This is a genomic window from Methylomonas sp. Kb3, assembly GCF_002834115.1.
GTDB classification, from domain to species: Bacteria; Pseudomonadota; Gammaproteobacteria; order Methylococcales; family Methylomonadaceae; genus Methylomonas; species Methylomonas defluvii.
This window is the reverse complement of sequence record NZ_PIZT01000069.1, coordinates 376,208-397,545: the sequence shown is the minus strand read 5'-3', so window position 1 is coordinate 397,545 and position 21,338 is coordinate 376,208. Positions and strand designations below refer to the sequence as shown.

The 21,338-nt window shown below is 50.4% G+C and carries 21 protein-coding genes and 1 tRNA gene; 3 read left to right on the top strand and 19 right to left on the bottom strand.

Translation table 11 applies throughout. The annotated features are described in order from the left end of the window. Positions 1–54: 54 nt before the first annotated feature. A complete protein-coding gene (locus CWO84_RS22985) occupies positions 55–1,644 on the bottom strand; it encodes a GTPase domain-containing protein (protein WP_101055465.1) in 1,590 nt (529 codons plus the stop codon). Beyond that, on the bottom strand, positions 1,625–3,364 hold the full coding sequence (locus tag CWO84_RS22980; RefSeq protein WP_033158118.1) for a GTPase domain-containing protein: 1,740 nt from the start codon (positions 3,362–3,364) through the stop codon (positions 1,625–1,627). Before CWO84_RS22980 ends, CWO84_RS22985 begins: the two co-directional genes overlap by 20 nt. Before the next feature lie 115 nt (positions 3,365–3,479). Between CWO84_RS22980 and CWO84_RS22975 the strand changes: the two genes are divergently transcribed. Further along, positions 3,480–3,914: a DUF6694 family lipoprotein gene (locus CWO84_RS22975; protein ID WP_033158119.1), complete on the top strand. Its 435-nt coding sequence runs from the start codon at positions 3,480–3,482 to the stop codon at positions 3,912–3,914. Between the two features lies 1 nt (position 3,915). Here the strand turns inward: CWO84_RS22975 and CWO84_RS22970 are convergent, their stop codons facing one another. From CWO84_RS22970 to CWO84_RS22950, 5 genes are all read right to left on the bottom strand, one after another. Beyond that, complete coding sequence (locus CWO84_RS22970; protein WP_033158120.1) at positions 3,916–4,575, bottom strand: DUF2959 domain-containing protein; 660 nt, start codon at positions 4,573–4,575, stop codon at positions 3,916–3,918. Then, positions 4,568–5,134, bottom strand: a complete 567-nt coding sequence (locus CWO84_RS22965; protein ID WP_033158121.1) for a uridylate kinase — start codon at positions 5,132–5,134, stop codon at positions 4,568–4,570. The genes CWO84_RS22970 and CWO84_RS22965 overlap by 8 nt, the downstream gene beginning before the upstream one ends. Then, a complete protein-coding gene (pabB, locus tag CWO84_RS22960; protein ID WP_101055463.1) occupies positions 5,131–6,504 on the bottom strand; it encodes an aminodeoxychorismate synthase component I in 1,374 nt (457 codons plus the stop codon). The genes CWO84_RS22965 and pabB overlap by 4 nt, the downstream gene beginning before the upstream one ends. Positions 6,505–6,583: 79 nt before the next feature. Next, the gene (locus CWO84_RS22955) at positions 6,584–7,630 is read right to left on the bottom strand and encodes a hydantoinase/oxoprolinase family protein (RefSeq protein ID WP_033158123.1); all 1,047 of its coding nucleotides are present in this window, start codon (positions 7,628–7,630) and stop codon (positions 6,584–6,586) included. A gap of 9 nt (positions 7,631–7,639) precedes the next feature. Next, positions 7,640–8,635: an ATP-grasp domain-containing protein gene (locus CWO84_RS22950; RefSeq protein ID WP_101055461.1), complete on the bottom strand. Its 996-nt coding sequence runs from the start codon at positions 8,633–8,635 to the stop codon at positions 7,640–7,642. A gap of 20 nt (positions 8,636–8,655) precedes the next feature. On the opposite strand from CWO84_RS22950, the gene CWO84_RS22945 reads away from it, so the two are divergent. Further along, positions 8,656–9,339, top strand: coding sequence for a HisA/HisF-related TIM barrel protein (locus CWO84_RS22945; protein WP_033158125.1), 684 nt, complete (start codon positions 8,656–8,658; stop codon positions 9,337–9,339). Positions 9,340–9,395: 56 nt separating this feature from the next. On the opposite strand, the gene fae is transcribed toward CWO84_RS22945, so the two are convergent. From fae to CWO84_RS22920, 5 genes are all read right to left on the bottom strand, one after another. Then, positions 9,396–9,911 (bottom strand): formaldehyde-activating enzyme, encoded by a 516-nt coding sequence (gene fae, locus CWO84_RS22940; RefSeq protein WP_033158126.1) that lies wholly within the window; start codon positions 9,909–9,911, stop codon positions 9,396–9,398. Positions 9,912–9,996: 85 nt separating this feature from the next. Beyond that, a complete protein-coding gene (locus tag CWO84_RS22935) occupies positions 9,997–10,863 on the bottom strand; it encodes a triphosphoribosyl-dephospho-CoA synthase (protein WP_033158127.1) in 867 nt (288 codons plus the stop codon). Then, a complete protein-coding gene (locus tag CWO84_RS22930; protein WP_033158128.1) occupies positions 10,857–11,759 on the bottom strand; it encodes a RimK family alpha-L-glutamate ligase in 903 nt (300 codons plus the stop codon). Before CWO84_RS22930 ends, CWO84_RS22935 begins: the two co-directional genes overlap by 7 nt. Positions 11,760–11,846: 87 nt before the next feature. Beyond that, positions 11,847–12,830: a methenyltetrahydromethanopterin cyclohydrolase gene (gene mch, locus CWO84_RS22925; protein WP_033158129.1), complete on the bottom strand. Its 984-nt coding sequence runs from the start codon at positions 12,828–12,830 to the stop codon at positions 11,847–11,849. A gap of 5 nt (positions 12,831–12,835) precedes the next feature. Beyond that, positions 12,836–13,936, bottom strand: coding sequence for an ATP-grasp domain-containing protein (locus tag CWO84_RS22920; protein WP_101055459.1), 1,101 nt, complete (start codon positions 13,934–13,936; stop codon positions 12,836–12,838). Positions 13,937–14,011: 75 nt separating this feature from the next. Here CWO84_RS22920 and CWO84_RS22915 point away from each other — a divergent pair. Beyond that, a tRNA-Ser gene (locus CWO84_RS22915) sits at positions 14,012–14,101 on the top strand. A 120-nt stretch (positions 14,102–14,221) separates the two neighbouring features. Here CWO84_RS22915 and CWO84_RS22910 read toward each other — a convergent pair. From CWO84_RS22910 to CWO84_RS22870, 7 genes are all read right to left on the bottom strand, one after another. After that, on the bottom strand, positions 14,222–14,728 hold the full coding sequence (locus CWO84_RS22910; protein WP_033155179.1) for a DUF4410 domain-containing protein: 507 nt from the start codon (positions 14,726–14,728) through the stop codon (positions 14,222–14,224). Between the two features lie 132 nt (positions 14,729–14,860). After that, complete coding sequence (locus tag CWO84_RS22905) at positions 14,861–15,217, bottom strand: DUF167 family protein (RefSeq protein ID WP_084153189.1); 357 nt, start codon at positions 15,215–15,217, stop codon at positions 14,861–14,863. Between the two features lie 1,326 nt (positions 15,218–16,543). After that, entirely contained in the window at positions 16,544–16,774 is a 231-nt protein-coding gene (locus CWO84_RS24755; RefSeq protein ID WP_203531398.1) for a hypothetical protein, read from the bottom strand. A gap of 95 nt (positions 16,775–16,869) precedes the next feature. Further along, positions 16,870–17,247, bottom strand: coding sequence for a hypothetical protein (locus tag CWO84_RS24750; protein WP_201798998.1), 378 nt, complete (start codon positions 17,245–17,247; stop codon positions 16,870–16,872). A 92-nt stretch (positions 17,248–17,339) separates the two neighbouring features. Next, positions 17,340–17,555: a DUF2283 domain-containing protein gene (locus tag CWO84_RS22885; protein ID WP_033155182.1), complete on the bottom strand. Its 216-nt coding sequence runs from the start codon at positions 17,553–17,555 to the stop codon at positions 17,340–17,342. Between the two features lie 263 nt (positions 17,556–17,818). After that, on the bottom strand, positions 17,819–18,508 hold the full coding sequence (locus tag CWO84_RS22875; protein WP_033155183.1) for an NrdJb: 690 nt from the start codon (positions 18,506–18,508) through the stop codon (positions 17,819–17,821). Positions 18,509–18,628: 120 nt separating this feature from the next. Further along, complete coding sequence (locus CWO84_RS22870; RefSeq protein ID WP_033155184.1) at positions 18,629–20,779, bottom strand: adenosylcobalamin-dependent ribonucleoside-diphosphate reductase; 2,151 nt, start codon at positions 20,777–20,779, stop codon at positions 18,629–18,631. Between the last annotated feature and the right edge of the window lie 559 nt (positions 20,780–21,338).

The following is a 21,338-nucleotide window of genomic DNA, read 5'->3' as shown; positions in this document are numbered from 1 at the left end:
GGGGCACTTGAATGCACGTTAATCTTAGCCTGCAAAACCTCAAACTGAAGAATCTCACTTAACCAACAATACCCGTCCCAGGAGGCTTCCATTTTCCAGAGCCATCGTTGGCCCGGCACCGCAACGCTCGATCAACCCTGCAAGTTGCTGCCCCAGCACTTCATGCCGTTGTTGTTCGCCCAACATCGCCTGCTTGATCTCCGCCCTCACTTCCGCCAAAGCTTGCTGTAAACCTTTCTGTAAGCCTTTCAAAGCCGCTTTCTGCAAAGACGGCTGGATTTTTTTGTGCAGGAAAAACGGAATAAGCCAACTTAGCCCAATCAGCAACACGCTATGCACCGCAAAGTCAGTACCCAAATAAGCAGTGGCATTGGCGTCGGCGGCACTGTGGTAGTAGCCGGAGAATACTTGATAGCCCACTGCGCCCATCGCCGCCAGAGGCAAGACCGTTTCGCAGATCGCGGTGAATCTCAGCATAAAACGCTGAGCGCCGTTGCCGGGCTGCAATAAAGCCTGTCGGCCAGCCAGTTCAGTTTGAGCGGTGAGGTTTTTCTCGGTATTGTCGCGGATGCCTTGCAGAGCATTTTTTAAAGGTTTACTGGGAATATTGGCTTGCGCGGCTTGCAACACCAATTCGTCCAGCAAATCGTTCAGGCGATTCTGCGCCCAGTCGTCCCACAATTTGATGTCTGCTGCTTGGCCCAGGTTCTCCGCCCAGAATTGCGCGAGTTGTTTGATCGGCCAGGCCAGACCTTGTTGCAAGCTGGCTTCGGTATGCTGCCATAGTGCATCAAAGTTCTGCTGTAATTGCGCGTAGTTTTCCGCGGAAAAATCCTCGGCCAGTTGTTGCAAGGTCTGCTTTAGGTGCTGGCGGCGTAATTGTTCGCCGCGCTGCTCCAATTGGGCGACGCTATGCTGTCCAGAGAGTTGCCGCAACTGCTCCAGCAATGCGGCGAACTCGTCGCCGTCCGGTTCGCTGCAACTGGTGCGAAAGATTAAGGGATCGGTAAAACCGGCCTTACCCAGCTGCTGTTTAAAATCGTCGTATTGCACCGGCTGGCCACGATCCCGCTGATTCATCACAAACAGCCAGGCGTGTTTCGCACCTTCCGCCAGCAGCAGTTGCCAGGCTTTGTTATCGCGGTAGCGCTCGGGGCTGACTACATAGAGTAAAGCGTCGATATGCGGCAGCCATTCCAGTACCAAACGTTTGTTGCCGAGTTCAACGCTGTCGAAATCCGGCATATCAATCCAGACGATATGGCTGTTTGCCGCATCGTTGTGCTGGCTGATCTTGATGCTGTCCAAGGGCAGGCCGACCGGCAATTTATTAATCGCCAGGCTTTGATGGTGATACAAGGTCACCTCCCGCGAGGTGGGCCGCTCGATGCCGGCCCGGGCAATGGCTTGCCCCGCCAGACGATTCAACAAACTGCTTTTACCGACGCCGGTGCCGCCCATAAAGGCAACAATCAAAGGTCTGCAATCCGGATCGGATTGACTCGCGGCAAATAGGCTTTCCGTACTGCGTGCGTCTATAGTGGTCAATAATTGCGCCCGCTCCGCGCTCAATCGGCCTTCGGCTTGCGCGGCTGCGGCCCATTGCTGGGCTTGGGTCAGCAATTCAGAGTAATCGTAAGCCATGTTTCTTCTCTTTCAGCGCCTGCTCCGCGGCGTGGCATTGTTGTTCGGAGATATTAAAACGGGTGGGCGACAGCACGCCTTGCGGCAACAAATACAGCCGCTGTTTCAGGCAGGTCTCAAACAATGCCGTCTTCACGGTATTGAGCTGATGCTGCTTTAATTCGGCTTCGACCTTATGCATATAACTACCGATGGCGCTTTCCGCCAACAAGGAAGTCATGGTCAGCATCAAGGGCGTGAGCACCAAATCGTGGACGCCGATGCCACCGGCCTGAATAGCCAGCAATAAGGCGCCGGCATCGGTGGTAACCCGGGTGGCGCGCAGGCTGTTCAAAATCATCGGCTGTTCTTGCAGCTTTACGTATAAACGTTGCGCCGAGGCTTCCACATCTTGTTGAAAATCGCTGTGATAGTCCATCACTGCTTGTCTGTAAATCTGTAATAAATCGCCGCGTTTTTGTCTCAGCGCCATCGCGGTTTCTTTCCACCAGCGACTATCGGCCGGCTCGGTTTCGGTCTTTTCCAGCAAGCGGTCGGCGATCTGGATCAAGAGATGTTCGCCTAACTGATTCAACACCCCGAGTTCCTGATTGGGATTGATAGGCGTGCCGCCGCCCCACGCGAATAATTTACGAAACGGCCAGGTCATGGCCCGCCGGGTCTTGCCTAGCGCTTTGGCGATGCCGGGGATTTCCAGCAAGGTGAGCAAATTTAATAAAGCGTTTTGGAAGGTTTCGTAATGATGCGGATGGTTGAGATAATCGCGCTGGTACTCCTTAACCGCTTGCGCCAACGCTTGATCGACCAGGGTTTGCCAATGATGCTGGGCATGGTGTTCGGCAAACACCGGTTCTAGCCAGTCCAGCCAATAGCGGCTGATTAATTGCTGCTGGCGAGCAACATGTTTGTGACGGGTGACTTTTTTCGCCAGTTCGTTAAAGGCATGCGAGGCCGATTGCGGCCAGTTCGGCACCGCTGGGGCTTTTTGGAATAACAAGGGCACCAGAGTAGGTAAAGGATCGTGACGGGTCTGCAGCCACTTTTGCCGCAACGAATCCAAAATCACCTGCTCGCTGCCCTCATTGAGTTTATTGACGCAAATCAGGGTTGGCTGCTGGAAAACCTCGATGGCTTTCATCATTTCCCACACCGATTGATCGGCGTATTTTTCTTTACTCACCACCAGAACCACGATATCGGCCAAGGCAATCGTGCGGATCACGCCTTCCCGATAGTCGGCGGCGTCTATCGAATCGAAATCAGGCGTATCCCAGCAGACGCAAGCCGGTAACAAGGCCGAGGCGCCGGGGCTTGGACTCAAGGAATAGCAATCGTATCTTCCCGGCCGCAGCTCTGTTTGCTCCAAACGTTGAAAGCGGCCGAAATAATGTTGCATGCCATCGCAGTCGTCGGGCGTCAGGCCGTGGCAAAAGCCTTGGGCCTGTACCGTGTAACCGGCCAGCGGACTCACACCGGCGGCGTTGGCATCTAACAGCAGATTAACGACGGAACTTTTACCGGCCTGCGTTGGCCCGATGACGGCGATTTGCAGCGGAAAACCGGGATTGTTGTCGAGCAGCTCGCCTTTGCGAATAAAGGCTTCGCCGTGTAACAATTGTTCTATACGCTGCTGATAATCCAGGTACTGGGGATTTTTTTTATCCAGCTGCTGTAGCACAGTTTGGTAACGCTGTTTGAGAAGTTGGATAAATTCCAGCATGTGGTAAGCTTGTGTTTTTAATTACCGAGTAATTTGGTTTGTTTGGTAACCCGCGTTGCAACCATTATAAATACAAAATTCGGGTTTGTTTATTTAGCCACTGGGGGGCTACATCATGAAAAAAGCGTCTACTGTTTTGGTTTTTTTAATCTGCGCATTTTTAGCCGGTTGCAATAAAAGCAACCAAATCAACGGCAGCAGTTTAAAAACGGTCAATCGATCAATCAGTCAAATCAAGGAAAAATTGCCGCTGGACCAACGCATTGAGTTTGAAGTGTCTTTCTGGACCTTACGCGATGAAATCCGCAATAACAAGGAGTTTTTGGACGCTATCGATGGCAAGACACCGGAACAATTGGTAGAAGCCGGTAAAGAACTGTTTGCCAAACGCAAAGCGGCCGGCAGCAAAGACTATGAGAAATACGACAACTGGGACCAAATGATTTCCCAATACTCACAAGAACGTATCGACCAAAACCGCAAGAAAACCCCTGACCAACGTGACAAAAACCCACCGGCAAGAGTCGATTACAAAATGCACGCCATGTAAGTTACTTGCGCACTGGGGCCGGCAGTTGTTTCTGTTCCACTAGAACCGCGACAAACTGACTGGCCTCGCTGATGGTTTTTTCCATCACCTCGATCAACCGCGAAATATCCACACCAATTTCCATGAACTCGTGCCGCAATGCCGCGATAGCATGGGCATTCAAGTTATGCTTTAAAAACAGCACCTGATCCTGAAACGCCGCCAACACCGGATGCATCCGGGTTTCTGCGTTCTGTAAGGCTTTTAACAAACGGGCATATTGCTGCCGGGATTTTTTAAGTTGTTGCTGGCTGCGCGCCTTCAAGGCCCGGTTGCTGTATAAGGCCAGCTCGGCTTCCCATTCGTTGAACAAGGCTTCGCTAATGTCTTCCACCGCCTGAATTCTTTGACTGACTTGCTCAGCCTTACCCTTGCATAGGTCATAGCGGCGTTTGAGTTGCTGATAGCGCTGTTCCAGTGAACTATCCTTCACGTTGACGATGCTTTTGAATTTATCCAGAGCATCAACGAACTGATCGCGGCTGTCCTTTAAACTCTCGCAAGCCTTCCCGACGTGCATAACGACAATGTCACGTTTTTGATGGCCCAGTAAGGATTCCCGGCTTTGATAATAAGCCTTGCGCAAACGCTTGTTCAGTATGGCTTTAATAAAATTAATCATGGTGGGACAGGAAGCGGTCTTTATTCATTACGGTAATTTTGTAACTAGCCTGGGCGGTGAAATGTTGAAAAGCGGCATCCAGGATGCCTTGCTGCTGTAAGTCTGGCAAACTCAGGCGCTCAGGAATCGGCGCCGATTTCACGACAATTAGCTCATCAGCTTCTATAACGCCAGCCAACCAGGCCGCCAAACTATCCGAAGTAACGTCCCAACTGGCGGCGATATTGGCGTTATCCAATTGCTCAACTTGCGGCGACCAGATCACTATAGAATTGGCTTGCTCTGCGCAAGCTAATCTTGCCGCGTCAGCGATTACAGCAAATTCGGGCATCAGGCTATTCATCAACCAGGCCATTTGCTGCATCGCCAGAATTGCCATCCGGTGCGCCGCAACATCATCAAAACCCCACTGACTTTGCGCGATGCGCACTTGCTCGGCAAACGGCCCGCCGCCGGGCACAATAACAATCGGGCCGGCGCGATTGGCGATTGCCGCCAGGCAAGCGGGCAAGGCGGCTGTTTCCAGCAAGCTGCCGCCCAGCTTGATTACGCACGTCATACGCCAAACTGTTGGAGTAACTGCAATAAGGCGGCGGCCTTATCGAAACATTCCTGATATTCCTCGTCCAGCACCGAGTCATTGACGATGCCGCCGCCCGCCCAAAAACGTATCGAGCCGTGATTGTGTACCAGCGTACGAATCGCGATATTGGTGTCCATATTGCCGTCGAAACCGATATACCCTATCGCTCCGCAATAAATGCCACGCCGATGCGGTTCCAGTTCCTCGATGATTTCCATCGCCCGGATTTTCGGCGCGCCGGTAATCGAGCCGCCTGGAAAGCAACTGCGCAATAAATCGATGGCATGCTGGCCTTCCGCTAGCCCCCCCGTCACGGTACTGACTAAGTGATGTACGGTGGTATAGCTTTCTACAGAGAATAAGCTCGGCACCCACACCGAACCTTTTTTGCAACTCTTGCCCAAATCATTGCGGAGTAGATCGACGATCATCACATTCTCGGCCCGGTCCTTGGTGCTGGAAACCAAGTCTTCGATCTGTGCCTGATCGGCTTCCCAATCATTCCGGCGCGGTCGGGTACCTTTGATGGGTTTGGTTTCCACGGCGCCGTCGGTGACTTTTAAAAACCGCTCCGGCGACGAACTTAAGACCTGCACATCTGGAAAATTCAGATAAGCGCTGAATGGCGCGGCGTTGATCTGCCGCAACACCTGATAGGCTTGCCATGGCTGGCCTTGGCAAGGGCTTTCGAAGCGCTGGGTCAAATTGATTTGATAGCAATCACCCTCTTTCAAATAATGTTTGATGCGTTGAAAAGCCGCGGCGTAAGCTTGTTTGTCCATATTGGCGCACGGCGCTTGCAGCACTTTAAATTCTGTAGTGTCCGTCGGTGTAGAAATCGCACTGAATTCCGCGATTAGTCTTTGCTGCTCGCTTTCCGGTAAATCCACACTGACCAACCAGCTTTGCCGATGCTGATGATCGACAATCACCGCCCAGCGGTAAATGCCCACCGCCATCTCAGGCAGATTTTCCGCATCGTCGGCCATCGCCGGTAAACGCTCGATGCGCCTGGCCAAATCATACGCAAAATACCCGATTGCCCCGCCGTTGAACGGCAGTCCGTCAACACTAGCTAAGGACGCACCTAACTGTTGTTTCAACAACTCAAAAGGATCCTCGGTACTTTCGCTAATCACGCCATCACGTTCGATAAACGTCATATCGCCGCGTGTTTGCAGAGTTACAACTGGGCCGTAAGCGATAATATCGAACCTATCCTGATGGCTATGCGGCTGGGCGCTATCCAGAAATACCGCCCAAGGTTGCTGCGCCAACGGGGCAAATAATGCTGCACTGTCTTGAAAATAAGGCAGCGGTTGTTTGATGGGTTTGGCTAAAGGCATTAAGGAGTGCTGTTAAGCGGCCGGAATGTGCCGCAAGGACATGATTTGGAATGTACCGATTTTACCGCAGCCGCCGGCTTTAACCAAACCCGCCGGCAAGATAAGCGACGGCGGCGGCCGGCGCACAATCGCCAGCATCAATATCATTGCTTTTAGCGGTTGATGGTAGCAAATCGGTAAAGTCCAGATACTCGACGTCCAGATCCGCAGCAATATCCCGCGCCAGGAAGCGACCGACACCGGCACCGACTAATGTAATCGCCGAGCGGGTTGCCGCCCTTTGCAATTGTCTGAGACAAGCTTGGCTGATTTTCTGTGTTTGCTTGGTTTTGAGTTGCTGGGCAAAAGCTAACCAGAGTCCATAATCGCCCTCACTGTATTCGTATCCGGTCAGGCGCGATAAGCGGCGGGCGCTAGCCGAAACTGATTTTTCCGCGCCGTCCGCCGTGTCAGTTTGATCATGGACTTCATTCAAGTCACCAGTCAAGCGATACACATCGGCCATTGTCGCGAAATACTCGGCCATCAAACCCATTGATTGGCCGTTGAATTCGGCTTCCTGGGCAATCGCCATCACCGCCGTGCGGACAATACCGGTATACACCAACTCGCCGGATACCAAGCGCTGATAGTCGGTGAAGCCTTGTACCTTTAGCTGGTGATTTTCGACCAACAAAATATCGGTCGTGGTACTGCCTATATCCACAAACAAGGCATTTGGCTGGCGTTTTGCCACCGATAGCAAGCTAGCCAACCAGTTAGCAGAAGCGATGTCCATGCAATCCGCTGGGTGAATTTGTGCTGCCGACAAAAAGCCGCGTAGGCCGGCAAATACCGATACCTGCTCGGCGTTGAATTGTTCACAAACAGCCCGGACGATGGCGTTGACACCTTGCTCGCGACTGGTAAAGCAATCCACCAGTTCACCGGTCATCGTCACGGCATGCCGGCAATTTTGCAAATCGAATTGGCCGGCCAAATCGGCCAAAGTGCCATGCAGATACTCTATCCCCTTCCATAATGGACAAGCCTGCTGAGCAAGGGCCTGGATATGTCCGGACTCATCCAGCAACGCCAACTTAACGTGCGCCCCCCCAATGTCCCAACCTGCAATCTGTTTGTTCATTTTGCCTTTTTAATTGATATGGATTTGAACTGTTTCATTTCTATACGGCTGTAACACCGGTTCGGCATGGCGCAGGCGCAAAACCTGTTCGGCCACGTTGATCCCGGTCGCTTGGCGGATGCCGACGTAAGAACTGGTCAGACGCGGATTAATTTCCAACACCAGCGGACCTAGTTTGGCGTTCTCGATAACATCGATACCTACGTAGCCCCACAAGCCAGGCAGCGCATCGGCTATTTCGCTTACCAAATTTCGATAAAAGCTCAGCTTATCGGTTTGTAAATTCACTAAACAGCCTTGCAAACTAAATCGGCCTTGCTGCAAAGCAATTTGCTGGTGGTTATAGCAGATAAGCCAGGCTTGGCCATGCTTAAACAAACAAGACAAACTCGCAGCCTGTCCGTGAATATAAGGCTGTAACACATAGCGGTGCGGATCAGTTAATTCGGCAATAGCGGCCGGCAACTGCTCGGCATCGATTTGCAAACTATCAAGGCACCCGACGCCGTCGGCAATTTTGACGACCAGCTTATCCGCTAAACCGATACCCTCCTTGGCTTCGCTGAGCAGATGCGTTGCCACCGCCGGAATCATCCGTTTTTTCAAAGCTTGATATGTCGCATACTTATTGGCGCATGCGCTCAAGGCAGCCGGATTGGATAATAAGACTTCGACATTCGCGGCAATAGCCAGCTCAGCCAAGCTGTGCAACATACTGTCACTTTCCGGTGCGACGGGCCAAAACAAATCAGCTTGTGTCAGTAAATCCCGCAACAGTGCAAAGATGTCGCAAGCGGCGCTTACCGTCACAATTTCGCCTGGCAACAGCATATCCGGTCTGGCGCAGCGCTCATCCAAGGGCACACATAGCTGAAGATCGTCCAGACACTTCAGTTCGGCGATTAAAGCCTGTAACATCAAGCTGCCTTCCGTCGCCAGCGAAGCAGGCAATGCCTGCCCGACCAAACCGCCGCCGGTAATAAATTCAAATACCAGAACTCTCAATTCTAAAACTCGCTTGGCTTATGCAGATTATTCCAGTCATTGATTTGAAAGACGGCCTGGTGGTCTACGCCGCAGGCGGCGACCGCAGCCGTTATCAACCCGTACATTACACCTCGTCTATATGCGAGAGCAGCGAAATAAGCAACGTCGTGACGAGTTTATTAAAGCTGTATCCATTTCCAAAGTTTTATATCGCAGACTTAGACGCAATCGGCGGCCAAGGTAACCACGATGAGGCCATCGACAACTTGTTTCGCCAATATCCAAACAAGGAATTTTGGCTGGATAAGGGCAGTAGCTATCAAGCACTCACCATGACGAATCGTGCAAGTAATTGTAAGCCGGTCATCGGTACTGAGTCGCAACGACTACCCATATCGTTAAAAAATACCGATCTGATCCTATCGTTGGATTTTAAACATAACCAGGTTTTGGGTCATCCGGGATGGCTGGATAGCCCCGAACTGTGGCCGGAAACTAATGTGGTGATGACCTTGGATTTGGTCGGCAGCAATCAGGGTCCGGATTTTGCAAAACTCAGCCGGCTTTGCCAGGATCATCCCGATAAACATTTTGTTGCAGCTGGCGGCGTTCGGAATGTAAAAGATCTTATGCGCCTGAAAACTATCGGCATTACCGCTGTGCTATTGGCTAGCGCCCTGCATAACGGCAGTATCGACGCCGCTATGCTAGAAAAATTTTAGGCAAAAAAATACCCCGGCAAGCCGGGGTATCTTCGACAGCCTTTGAAACTAAAAACTTAAACGTTGTTAGTAGCAAATGGGTGTTTTGCACCAGATTTAGCAGCAACAACTTCTTTAGCAGTTGGAGTGCCGGCAACCGCGCGAGCGATAGCTTCTTTGGTGGCTTTGTAGTTGAATTCTTCGATTTTTGCATCGTCTTCAGCCAACCAGTGGATGAAAACACCAACAGAAATGAACAAATCATCAGCTTCGTCAGCAGGGATAGTGCCGTCTTCAACGGAATCAGCAACAGCCATAGCAACAGCGCGTTGAGCTGGTCCAAACATTTGAACAGCTTGTTTTGCACCTTTGATGGTTACTTTGTTGAACAGGATGGTTGCAGGTTTAACCAACAGGTTAGGAGCAACAACAGCCAACAGAGTAGAGAAACCGTCTTTGTTGTTTGTCAAAGCATTTGCGAAAGCAGTTTCAGCTGCTGAGCCGCGTGGGCCGATGATCAAATCGATGTGAGCAATTTCGTTGCCTTCACCAACCAAAGATTCGCCAACGCGCAAGTTATTGATTTTTGCCATTTTAAATTTATCCCCTAAAGATAAGATTGAACCAAAAAAATAGACACTTTCGTGTCTCAAGATTGTAGTTTCTGCTTAGTTCCCTCTATAACCCACCGGTTCCTTCACCGATAAGTTGTTCCAGAAGCACCACCAGTACTGTCGCTACAGTTATGTCAGCTGTTGTACCCGGATTGATCCTTTGTGCCTTAAAAGCTTTGTCCAGATCATACAAAACTGGCAAAAGCTCTTCAGGCTCACAAGCTGTTTGCATTGCTCTATCGAGTTTATGCATCTCAGCCTTGATCCACTCTGAATACCGCTCTCCATACTTCCGCTCAATATGACTATCGGGATATTGAGCCAGCATTGCGGTAAAAACCGCTAACGCCGCCCAAGCACAATCGCCAGACAAAACGAAAGCACGATTATATCTTAAAACGCCGAAATCAAAAACGTCTTTAAAAATTGTTGCGTATTGCAATGCAATTCGGTCCTTGTCAGCAGCAAAAACCATGGCCTCGGTCAGCGTCACATCCGCCGGTTTTTGGACGTCGTGCTGCGCGGATTCACCTAAACCGGCCGGCGCAGCTAAGGTGACCGCTTTGAAAACCCAATCTGCATCCTCACGGGTCGTATTTTCCAGCAATAGCCGTAAACCATCCCGCAAGTTTTCGCCCTTTTTTAAACCGGCAACCACTTGCAACAATGGCGCGCAAAGCAAAATAATACCGAGATTGGTATTGCAAGCCACCGCCTCGCGGGTTGCCTTGACTGCGTAATAAATCTTTTCACCCAAACTATATTGCGGATTGGTAATCGGCTCGCTGCTAACCCGAGCGCTGACACGAAAATCCTCAACCGTCATATCGTCAGCGGCACTATAGACGCTGACATTTCCGGGCTTGAACGCTTGCAATTCAATTTCACAAGATTGCAGATAAACGTCTATCAACTGCTGCCTACTCAACATAAGTTTTCCGCTACGCAATAACGATCAAGCAAATCCGCCACCAGGCGCTCGGCAATGTTGATATCGCAGACACTTTGCAAGCCTTTCCAGGCCGGCACGCTGTTCACTTCGATAATCCGGTAACCACCGTCGGCATCCTGAATCACATCCACCCCGGCATAATCCATGCTTAACGCCGCAACGGCGGCAATCGCCAATTCTGCTAAAGCCGGTTCCAGTTCGATACATTCACAAGACGCGCCTCTGGCCACATTATTCAACCAAGAGATTCCCCGCCGACGCATCGCAGCCACGGCCCTGCCGTTGATCACGAACACGCGCACATCGGAATAGCCATCACCGGCGCATTCGACAAAGCGCTGCAAATAATAAATACCGTGACTACTGGTTAGCCAGAGCAAATCGGTAGATTTTTCGATACGCCGAATGCCCTCGCCTTGCGAACCGAACAATGGCTTGCTGATTAGATAATAGCCGGCGCGCAACTGTTGTTCGGCAATCGCCAATGCTGCATCGCGATCCCGCAATACCCAAGTCATTGCGGTCGGCAAACCGCCATGTTGCAACAAAAAACTGGTCATGCCTTTATCGACGCTACGCTCGATAGCGCCGGCATCGTTATAAACCGGTATGCCCAGTATTTTTAAGCCGTGCAAAACATCCAGATAAAACACCACCTCTTCCAGCGAACCGCCGGGCACGCCGCGCACGAAAACCGCCGCCGGTAATTCTTGCTCAAAACCGGGAATAACAATCGGCAAATCCGAGACCGTTAACTGCAATTTGCAGGCTGTCAGCGAGACATATTCGGCAGCATAGCCACGTTCGGCAAAAGCCAAGCACAGCTGCTTGCCATGCCAACCGGGATCGTCGGTAATAATTGCAATTCGGCGCAATGGATGGGTTACGAATGAAGTTGACGAAACAAGCTAACAGGCTTTGCAACGCAAAACCCGTTAGCTGTCGAAGAGACTTAGAGCGAGTTAGGCCCCAAACGAAAGATCGAGTAAGGCATTATCCAGTTTGCCAGCGCGGAAACTTTTGCCGGATTCGACGGCAGTGACAATCACGCTGGCCGGGCTGAACAACATCGCATCGACTTTGAAAAAGTCGTATTCGTAGGCTTTGAAAATATCGGCAAATGGTTTGCCGTAATCTTTGGACGTTGAGCTTGGCAATTCCTTGGCCAATTTTTCCGCCGCTTCGTCGCTGCCTTTGACGAACAAATGCACTTGGCCTGCGAACAAAATTGCGTCGTTGGTTCTACCCATCGCCTTGACGAAATTCGGATGCGGCGGGCAAATCGGCGCGCTACCGGAACCATCGACAATGTTTTCCAGCGGAAAGTGCAAAGCGTGTGCTTTATGCATTGCTACTTCCAATACCCGACCGACTACTTGCACACCGCCGGCCAAACTGCTGGTTGGCGTGACGATGATAGTCAAATTGGCCGGCGATACGCCGCAAGCCGCCGCGACTTTCTCGACGATTTCGATTGGCGGCAAGGCGTCGTTTTCTATGACCAGCGCGGTTTGCTCGGCACTATCACGATATTCCAGTTCTTTATAAAGCTCTTCCACCGGCTCTACTGCACCGTCTTTCAACTTAGTTGCCAGTGCCCGCGCGGGTCCGGAACCTAGGGCATAATATTTGCCGTGCGACAAACTCCAACCTGCATATTGGCTACCCAGGCAAGACAGCACCGGATTGCTGGCGTGTACATTAATGGTCAGCGGCCAATGGCTGGTGTATGGACTTTGCGAGATCGTCGCGGTACCCAAGCCGCCCATGCAGATTTCGGTGATAATTCGGCCAGCTTCCAGACCGCCCGGCACCTTAATACCCGCATCGATAATGGTGCAGCCGTTTTCCAGCTTTTCGATACCCAACCGTAATTTATCCGCGTTATCCAACAGTTGTTGAACCAAGGGCTGGGAAAATTTATTGACGCTTGCCTGGTATTGCATGATGTTTAAAGACCTGTTTCCAAAAGATTTGCAACGATGCGTTGTTGGCGATGCAGATTATCCAGCACCTGCCCCGAATTTTTTCCGGTGGCAATAATACTGCATATCGGCTCGCCTGTGGCAACAATTGAGCCGGGATTCGGCCTATCCACAGTCCATGACGGCCATATCAGCCGCTCGGGGATCATTACTGTTTTTTGCGCATAAACAATCTGATAAGCTCTCGGCTCCGCCGATAATTCGACACGATTATCCCGGCTGTTTTGACAAGCCTGTAGATGTTTCAAGAGCAGTGATTTACCGTAAAGCTGGGCACTAGCGGAAATCCGCGCATTGATTTCCAACACGTAACATCTGCCGTCACACAGCATAAAATCCATGCTGTTTAAACCGCGCAATTCATAGGCATTGACAAGCTTATCCAACCAGTCGGCAATTTCAGTCTGAATCGACCTAGAAACCTTGGCATGACTTACAATCCCCGCAAACAGAAACGATTGCCCGCCCTCCGATTTTATCGTCCATTGCTCGTTAAAACCGATTAACTCAACCCCATCGTGACTCGCTGCAAACAACACAGACATCGAGCGGCCTTCGATATAACGCTGCCAATAGCCGTCAACAAACTCGTCATTATGACAGCGCCTAATCCCCAAGCCGCCCTCACCACGCCAAGCCTTTAACAACCAGTCAAAACCATACTCAGGCTTTGTAAACACCACCGGCGGATGCAGAATTGACAAGTAATCGAGTTGGGCAAAAAAATCACGCTTATCTTGGACCCGTTGAAAAATAGCCGCCGAATTCCCGATAATCCGCCAACCCTTTTCCAGACAGATTAAGGTTTCCGGGTAAGTTTCCAAACCACTGCCATATACCAATTCGCTTAAGCCATGAACCTCACGAACCGCAGCCACAGTAGCTTGAATATCATCCCAAGCCAATGACGGCACCTGATATGTATGCTTTGCCATTTGCCGAGTATCGCTATCGGCGAAGCAATCGATAGCCACCACCTCGCATCTGGAATCGACACACATTTGCACCAACATCCTTGCCGATTTGGCAATCACTAACAAACACTTAGGTATTAAAGCAGATTGCATTCGGTTGCAGCATGAAAGTGGACCCGCAAAAAACGCTGGATTTTAAAATATTTTCTGTAATAATACGCGGCTGTTGGAGAGCTGGCTGAGCGGTCGAAAGCGGCGGTCTTGAAAACCGTTGAAGGTTTATCCCTTCCTGGGGTTCGAATCCCTAGCTCTCCGCCATATTCTAAAAGGCCTTGTTAATCAAGGCCTTTTTTGTTTTAGAGGCTAAGACAAGCAAAATTTGCTGCAAAAGCGCCCTGCGTGGATACAAAACCCTATCAACTAACCAAGCGGAAATGTTTATTTCCCGTCGATTGTAGCCTGCTCAACAATATGCTTTGACGCTTCTTCCAGCAAAATTAGCGTCGACGTTTCCTCGCCGCCTAAATTTCTGAAAGCCTCGTATTGGGTGCCGGGCGCAAATTCCAATCCGGTAAAACGCTCGGCACCATCGTAATCGACCAACAGTTTGCCGTTTTTTGTATATTTGGCGTTGTAGACCAACGATCCCCTGCCCGCGCCGAAACCTACCGTCAATCGTAATGCGGCATTACCCGGATCAAATGCCGAAATCGCCACATCCAGCTGCGTAGCATTCTCGTCGGTAACAAGATTAAATCCCGCAGTTAATAAAGAAGCCTGAATATAACGCTTGAGTTTATCGACAATCTCCGCGTTCTCGCCACTTACATCAAGCTTAATGTCCTTCCCGTAACTCGAAACACTTTCCGACGATAGTGTTTTCAGTTGGTGAGTCGAACACGCGGTTAAGATCAATAGCGATAGAATCAAAGACAGTAATTGCACATTTACCTCAGTTTTTAAAATCCGTATTGCGTTGGCTCGATACAATCGAGGATTCGTTGAATATAGCCCCCTCGATTCCGTCAACGCTTCATTGAGGCCTATTGTATAAGATACCGCTATCGCGACGGCTACCTACCCAGCTGATTTACCAATCACCGCCGGCAATTGCTTGGGCGCCTTGATGCGCAGTTGTTTATTGATGTTATAGCGCCCGAACACCACCTCGATATCGCCCGTTGCCACCCCAAACTCTTTGGCTAGAAAGCGCACCATATGATCGGTGGCCTTGCCGCCCACCGGCGCGGCGGTGACGCTAATCTTGAGTTGCCGGCCTTTAGGTTTGCCGATGACATCCTGCTTGGCGGATGGCGTACCGAGCACATTCGGCACCAGCACGTCGCCATCCCAGCCGCAAAACGAATCCATCACCAATCCCTTGCCCGTTTCCTTAGCCCCGCCCTTCGCTTTGATTTTTTTAGGTTTTGCCATGCTGTCGATTAATTCCGGAAAAATGCGTGTTTAAAAATGAATAACCAACGCGGTCTTTGCAAGACGACGCGGAGCGTCTGGGAACGCACACCTTATCGCGTTTCCAAAGGACGCGAAGGCAATCCCCATGAAGCCGAAGGCACATAAAAATGTCACGTAGGCACCCACCCAGCTTTCGAACATACCCTCGCGAATCTCGAAGGCGCATTCAGCGACCTTGACCGCACCTCCAACACATTTGTCCGTGCCCCCACAGCCAGCGAACACACATTCCGGATATTTTTACATACGCCCGGGAAGTTTTTATACCTCTCCCAAGCCATTGAGAGTGCGTCCACGGGATTATTAGATACACACGGGACATCCGGATATACATTAATTAATACAACCGATGCGCTTCACGTTGTTCTGCACATCCTAAAAGGCGACGAGTTACCGCATGCCACGCCGAACATCGGAGATTTCAGCGGAGATAGCGCATAGGCACGATTAGGCCCGAAGCGCGGGCAAGCCCGTCGTTCCCACGCAGCGCATCGGAACGAGGAATTCTTTAAGGGGTTGGTTTACTCCCGTATGCCGCGCCGAGCACCGGAGGTTTTGCCGAGAATGGCCCGCAGGGGAGCGGCAGGGATGCCGCTCGTTTTCGGAGGGGGCAGGAAGCCCCTTCCGAAAACCCTCGGCAAATACCCACAGGGCACAAGAGCGAGGAGCGCAGGAAACAAGCAGCATCCGGGTCGCCTTTTCTTTGGATACTTTCTTTTGGCCACGCACAAATTCGTCTGGAGCGAATTTTTTCTGGTTACCACGCAGCGCGGGCAAGCTGCGGGTTCCCACGTAGCACGTGGGAACCAGAAAAAAGGCCGCGTAAGCGGCCACACCTTTTCGCGCGAAGCGCATACCAAATCCCCTATGCCGCGCCGAGCACCGGAGGGTTTGGGCGGATCAGCCCGGCAGGGGCGCGGCGCGCTTTCGGAGGGCTAGGACAGCCCTTCCGAAAACCCCGTTCAAATCCTACGGCGCGCAGGACCAAAGCGGCATCGGGGGGCTTTTTCTTTGGATACTGTCTTTTGGACACGCACAAATTCGTCTGGAACGAATTTGAACAGCCGATAGGCTGGCCCGGAGGGCGAAAACCAGGGATGATTTTCGTAGCAGAAAGTATCGGAGTTGCCGGTCCGCGAACCGGCGTTAAATTAGGCTTCGCGATAGCAAAACAATATTCATACAAGCTTTTAATTCCGCATGGTTACAAAAACCGTGCCCACCTTATCTGGCTTCGATTTAGCTATTCATTTGGATTGACTTAGATAACAGTATCTACGCTGGCTATTTATTCGATTCACTATTCGTTGAACTATTATTTCCTTGTGTGGATTGTACATTTGAACTTTGCATTGGAACTTTACCAGGAGCCATTTGCATTGTCGGGATATCAGCACTTAGTCCGACAATGCTCCCATTTCCAGGAGCAATCATCATATTGGGTATATTAGCGCTATCAAGTGCCAACTTAGTGGATAATGTAGATACTTCTTGTGTTTTTTTCTCATTGCTCATTTCAGGATTCCCATTGATGTTAACTGTTACAAAGAAAATAGTTAGTGAAATAGAAATAATAAATAACAAACCAGTTAAATGGTTTATTATTAAATTTATTTTTTCAAAGTGATTTTTTCTGTCTGCGCACTTATTAAAGCATTAATATAGTAATTTTCAGCAATAGACAATTGTCTATTTATTCCGTAATTACTGATCAAAAATGAAACCAACGAAAAAATTATTGTTAAAAGAAACAGAACCCACGACAATTTTATCGACCACAAATGCCCTGCGAGATCAATAGGAATAATAAGCTTTATTGCCGTAAGAGAAAGACCTAGCGCTGCTGATGACAGAGACAAAATCGCTTTGTCATAATTTTCGGTATTAGACAACTGACGTTTTAATAATTCGGCTCTATAGGCGTCATGAATTTCAATACATCTCTTTTGCTCTTCTTCCGTTCTAACAAATTTCTGAGCTTTAGCCATAACTTGTAACGTATTTAACTAATAGGTTTGGCGAACGCTGAAGTATTTTGACATTCAGCCACTAAAGTCCGTACGGCGGAACCACAAAATCATCATGCCGCCTGCAACTCCCTCAACGGCAAATGCAAAACCGCTAAATTTTGAATATCCGCTTTTTGACTTGCATGTTGAACATCGATCCCCACCAATGCACCGTTTTCGTCGAAATCCAATACCACACCATCACTGACTTCATCCGAATCGACCGAAGGCCTGTCGGCTAAATGAATGTAAAGAGAATCTGTCGCTTCGTCGTAGCTCAATTTCATGGTTTAAATCTCCGGTCGGGAAAGGCGTTGTGGATGGTTATGCCATCGGACAAGGTAACAACACGCAAATACTTATTTAATTCGGATACGAAAAACCAGTGACGAATTCTACCGTCTTCTTGAATTTCGCGGCGAAACGGTTCGGACAATGCAGATTGGCACCATTCGAGTCTCATGTAAGGCCTTTTTTGCAACACATCGTTACGAAAATACTCGGTCGTCGCTATCTCAATCATCGTCGGATTATAACGAACCGCACCAAATTAACCACACTTCGACTCCCCACAATTCAAACAAGTCATACACCCATCCATCAACACCATCGCTTTAGTCGAACATTTCACGCACAACACCGCTTTTTCCGGAAACGCCTGCCCCTCCGTCGTGCCATGTTGCGCTTCAAACTCCCGGCGCTTTTCGTCGACCAATTGCTGGTGGTGATCGCTGAGTTTTTCCGGCTTGATCATGCCGATGTGTTTCATGTGCGATTCGATGGCGTGACCGATCTCAGCCACCAGGGACGGCATGAATACCCCACCTTTTTTGAAATATCCGCCCTGCGGATCGAATACCGCCTTCATTTCTTCCACCAAAAAGGTGGCGTCACCGCCCTTGCGAAACACTGCCGAAATCAAGCGGGTCAGCGCCAGTACCCATTGAAAATGCTCCATGTTTTTGGAGTTGATGAAGATTTCGTAAGGCCGGCGTTCCTGATGCACCGTGCCTTCGTTCAGGATGATGTCGTTGATGGTGATGTACAGGGCGTGCTCGGACTGCGGGGTTTTGATCTTATAGGTGGAACCCAGCAGCATCTCCGGGCGCGCCAGATTTTCGTGCATTTCTTCCAGTGAAGGTTTTGCCAGTTCGGCTTCCGCCTGGGCAGCTGCTTCCAGGTTTTCTTTGGTCAGCACTTTGTAGCCGACGATTTTTTTGTTGATTTTGTGTAGGGTCATGGGTTTTCCGTATTCTGTAGCTTGGGTTTACCGGCCGGGCATAAAAGCGCATGCGTAACCCAAAATTGCCGTCGTGTTGGGTTACGGCTAACGCCTAACCCAACCTACATTTTTTAAAAATCAAAACTTGCCGTAATAGCCTTCTTTCAAAGCATCAAACAAGTTGGCAGCGGTGTGGGTTTCGCCATCGTATTCCACTTCTTCGTTGCCTTTAAATTCCACCACATGGCCGTCTTCCAGGGTGAACTGGTAGGTGGTGTTTTCCAGGTCGGATTCCTTGACCAACACGCCCTGAAACACTTCCGGGTTGAAGCGGAAGGTAGTGCAGCCTTTCAGGCCTTGGTCGTAGGCGTATTCGTAGATGGACTTAAAGTCTTCGTACGGATAATCGGTCGGCACGTTGGCGGTTTTCGAGATGGACGAGTCGATCCAGCGTTGCGCAGCAGCTTGAATATCGACATGCTGTTTGGGGCTGATGTCATCGGCAGCGATGAAATAATCCGGCAATTGCTGAGCCGGATCCTGGCTGTATGGCATGGCTTGCGGGTTGATCAGTTCGCGGTAGGCCAGCAATTCAAAGGAAAACACGTCGATTTTTTCCTTGGACTTTTTGCCTTCGCGGATTACGTTGCGCGAATAATGATGGGCAAAGCTCGGTTCAATACCGTTGCTGGCGTTGTTGGCCAGCGACAGTGAGATGGTGCCGGTCGGCGCGATCGAACTGTGGTGGGTAAAGCGGCAGCCAACTTCCGCCAGTTCCGCGACCAATTCCGGCAGTTCCTGCGCGACTTTTTGCATGTAGCGGCTGTATTTGGCGTGCAAAACTTTACCGGGCACTTGGTCGCCCAGTTTGTAACCGTCCGCCGTCATTTCCGGGCGTTTGTGCAGCATTTCGCCGGTGACGGTGAATAACTGCTCCATGATAGGTGCCGGGCCCTTTTCTTTTGCGAGCTCCAGGCCGGCTTTCCAGCCTTCCAAAGCCAACTCTTTGGTGACTTGTTCGGTAAATACCAGAGACTCTTCGTTGCCGTATTTCATGCCCAACATAGTAATGGTGGAACCCAAGCCTAAATAGCCCATGCCGTGGCGGCGTTTGCCAATGATTTCTTCGCGCTGTTTTTCCAAAGGCAGGCCGTTGATCTCGACGACGTTATCCAGCATCCGGGTAAAGATACGAATAGTTTTACGATAAGCTTCCCAATCGAAGCGGGCTTCTTTGGAGAATGGTTTATCGATGAAGCGGGTCAGGTTGATCGAGCCCAGCAAGCAACTGCCGTAAGGCGGCAGCGGTTGTTCGCCGCAAGGGTTGGTGGCGCGGATGTGCTCACAAAACCAGTTGTTGTTCATCTCGTTGACTTTGTCGATCAAGATAAATCCCGGTTCGGCGTAATCGTAAGTGGAGGACATGATGATGTCCCACAAGCGGCGGGCCGGCATGACTTTGGTAATGCGGCAAGCCACCAAGCCGGCCTCGTTGACCACATAGCCTTTTTTATTGGGCAGATCGCGCCAAACGATTTTGTCGGTATCGGTTAAATCCAGTTTATCGGCATTGGCTTCGCGTTCGGTAACCGGGAAAGACAGCGGCCATTGGCCGTTGCTTTTAACGGCTTCGACGAATTCGCTGGTAATCAGCAGCGACAAATTGAACTGGCGCAAGCGGCCGTCTTCACGCTTGGCGCGGATAAAGTCCACCACGTCCGGATGGGCGACGTCGAAGGTAGCCATTTGCGCGCCACGGCGGCCGCCGGCCGACGATACGGTGAAACACATCTTGTCGTAAATATCCATGAACGACAACGGGCCGGAGGTATAGGCGCCGGCGCCTGATACATAAGCGTCTCGCGGCCGTAATGTCGAAAATTCGTAACCGATGCCGCAACCGGCTTTCAGGGTCAGACCGGCTTCGTGAACCTTGTGCAAAATGTCGTCCATCGAATCTTCAATGATGCCGGATACGGTGCAGTTGATGGTGGAGGTGGCCGGTTTATGATCCAAAGCGCCGGCGTTGGAGGTGATGCGACCGGCCGGGATCACGCCTTTCCGCAAGGCCCACAGAAATTCTTTGTAGTGTTTTTCTTGCAGCGCCTTGGTTTTCTCCACACTAGACAGGGCCTTGGCGACGCGCTTATAGGTGTCATCAATGGTTTCGTCAATCGCTTTGCCATCCTTGGTTTTTAAGCGGTATTTGCTGTCCCAAATATCCAGGGAAGCACTTTGCAGCGGGATTTCGGTGGCGTCTTGTGTCACAACATGAAGTTTTGCGGTCATTCGTGGATTCCCTTTTCTAGTTGAATGGTTATAGGCCTATCTTGCCGCTCCGGCACGGCTAAGATGTTGATGTTTATTGGATTAAAACCGAAAACAATACAGTCCGGCGATATACTGCATATAGTGTCTATGTTGAAATTCTAGCACAACATATTGTGTTGTCAGCGGGAAATTTTTACTAAATAGCCGCACTTGCGTGCTTTGTTTTTTAACTCAAGGAGTTAGCGGCGGCATTTAATTTCAATTTCCTAATTAGATGGCCTAGCCATAAGATTTCGAATTGAGCGGATGGTTTACTCAGGCGCGGGAGGAGTCGAGGTTGCCGTATCAACCGATTATTCCCGGAATGCGGACGCGCCTAACAACAGCGGACCGCCACTGCATTTGGTGTTTATCGTGGGGATTGAAAATGGCGTTAATAAGACAGACAGTTCTGGTGTTGCGCTCGGCCTGGGCCAGTCAAAGGGCTGGAAGTAATGGAGAGTTCGCTAAACCGCAAAGCTAACAATGGCAAGGCAAAACCCAGCTTGCCATTTTGCCGAAAATAGGAATCCGTTGC

Excerpts from the sequence above, each read along its gene's own strand:
- CWO84_RS22985 (WP_101055465.1), bottom strand. The coding sequence starts at position 1,644 with ATGGCTTACGATTACTCTGAATTGCTGACCCAAGCCCAGCAATGGGCC.
- CWO84_RS22980 (WP_033158118.1), bottom strand. The coding sequence starts at position 3,364 with ATGCTGGAATTTATCCAACTTCTCAAACAGCGTTACCAAACTGTGCTA.
- CWO84_RS22975 (WP_033158119.1), top strand. The coding sequence starts at position 3,480 with ATGAAAAAAGCGTCTACTGTTTTGGTTTTTTTAATCTGCGCATTTTTA.
- CWO84_RS22970 (WP_033158120.1), bottom strand. The coding sequence starts at position 4,575 with ATGATTAATTTTATTAAAGCCATACTGAACAAGCGTTTGCGCAAGGCT.
- CWO84_RS22965 (WP_033158121.1), bottom strand. The coding sequence starts at position 5,134 with ATGACGTGCGTAATCAAGCTGGGCGGCAGCTTGCTGGAAACAGCCGCC.
- pabB (WP_101055463.1), bottom strand. The coding sequence starts at position 6,504 with ATGCCTTTAGCCAAACCCATCAAACAACCGCTGCCTTATTTTCAAGAC.
- CWO84_RS22955 (WP_033158123.1), bottom strand. The coding sequence starts at position 7,630 with ATGAACAAACAGATTGCAGGTTGGGACATTGGGGGGGCGCACGTTAAG.
- CWO84_RS22945 (WP_033158125.1), top strand. The coding sequence starts at position 8,656 with ATGCAGATTATTCCAGTCATTGATTTGAAAGACGGCCTGGTGGTCTAC.
- fae (WP_033158126.1), bottom strand. The coding sequence starts at position 9,911 with ATGGCAAAAATCAATAACTTGCGCGTTGGCGAATCTTTGGTTGGTGAA.
- CWO84_RS22935 (WP_033158127.1), bottom strand. The coding sequence starts at position 10,863 with ATGTTGAGTAGGCAGCAGTTGATAGACGTTTATCTGCAATCTTGTGAA.
- mch (WP_033158129.1), bottom strand. The coding sequence starts at position 12,830 with ATGCAATACCAGGCAAGCGTCAATAAATTTTCCCAGCCCTTGGTTCAA.
- CWO84_RS22920 (WP_101055459.1), bottom strand. The coding sequence starts at position 13,936 with ATGCAATCTGCTTTAATACCTAAGTGTTTGTTAGTGATTGCCAAATCG.
- CWO84_RS22905 (WP_084153189.1), bottom strand. The coding sequence starts at position 15,217 with ATGGCAAAACCTAAAAAAATCAAAGCGAAGGGCGGGGCTAAGGAAACG.
- CWO84_RS24755 (WP_203531398.1), bottom strand. The coding sequence starts at position 16,774 with ATGAGCAATGAGAAAAAAACACAAGAAGTATCTACATTATCCACTAAG.
- CWO84_RS24750 (WP_201798998.1), bottom strand. The coding sequence starts at position 17,247 with ATGGCTAAAGCTCAGAAATTTGTTAGAACGGAAGAAGAGCAAAAGAGA.
- CWO84_RS22885 (WP_033155182.1), bottom strand. The coding sequence starts at position 17,555 with ATGAAATTGAGCTACGACGAAGCGACAGATTCTCTTTACATTCATTTA.
- CWO84_RS22875 (WP_033155183.1), bottom strand. The coding sequence starts at position 18,508 with ATGACCCTACACAAAATCAACAAAAAAATCGTCGGCTACAAAGTGCTG.
- CWO84_RS22870 (WP_033155184.1), bottom strand. The coding sequence starts at position 20,779 with ATGACCGCAAAACTTCATGTTGTGACACAAGACGCCACCGAAATCCCG.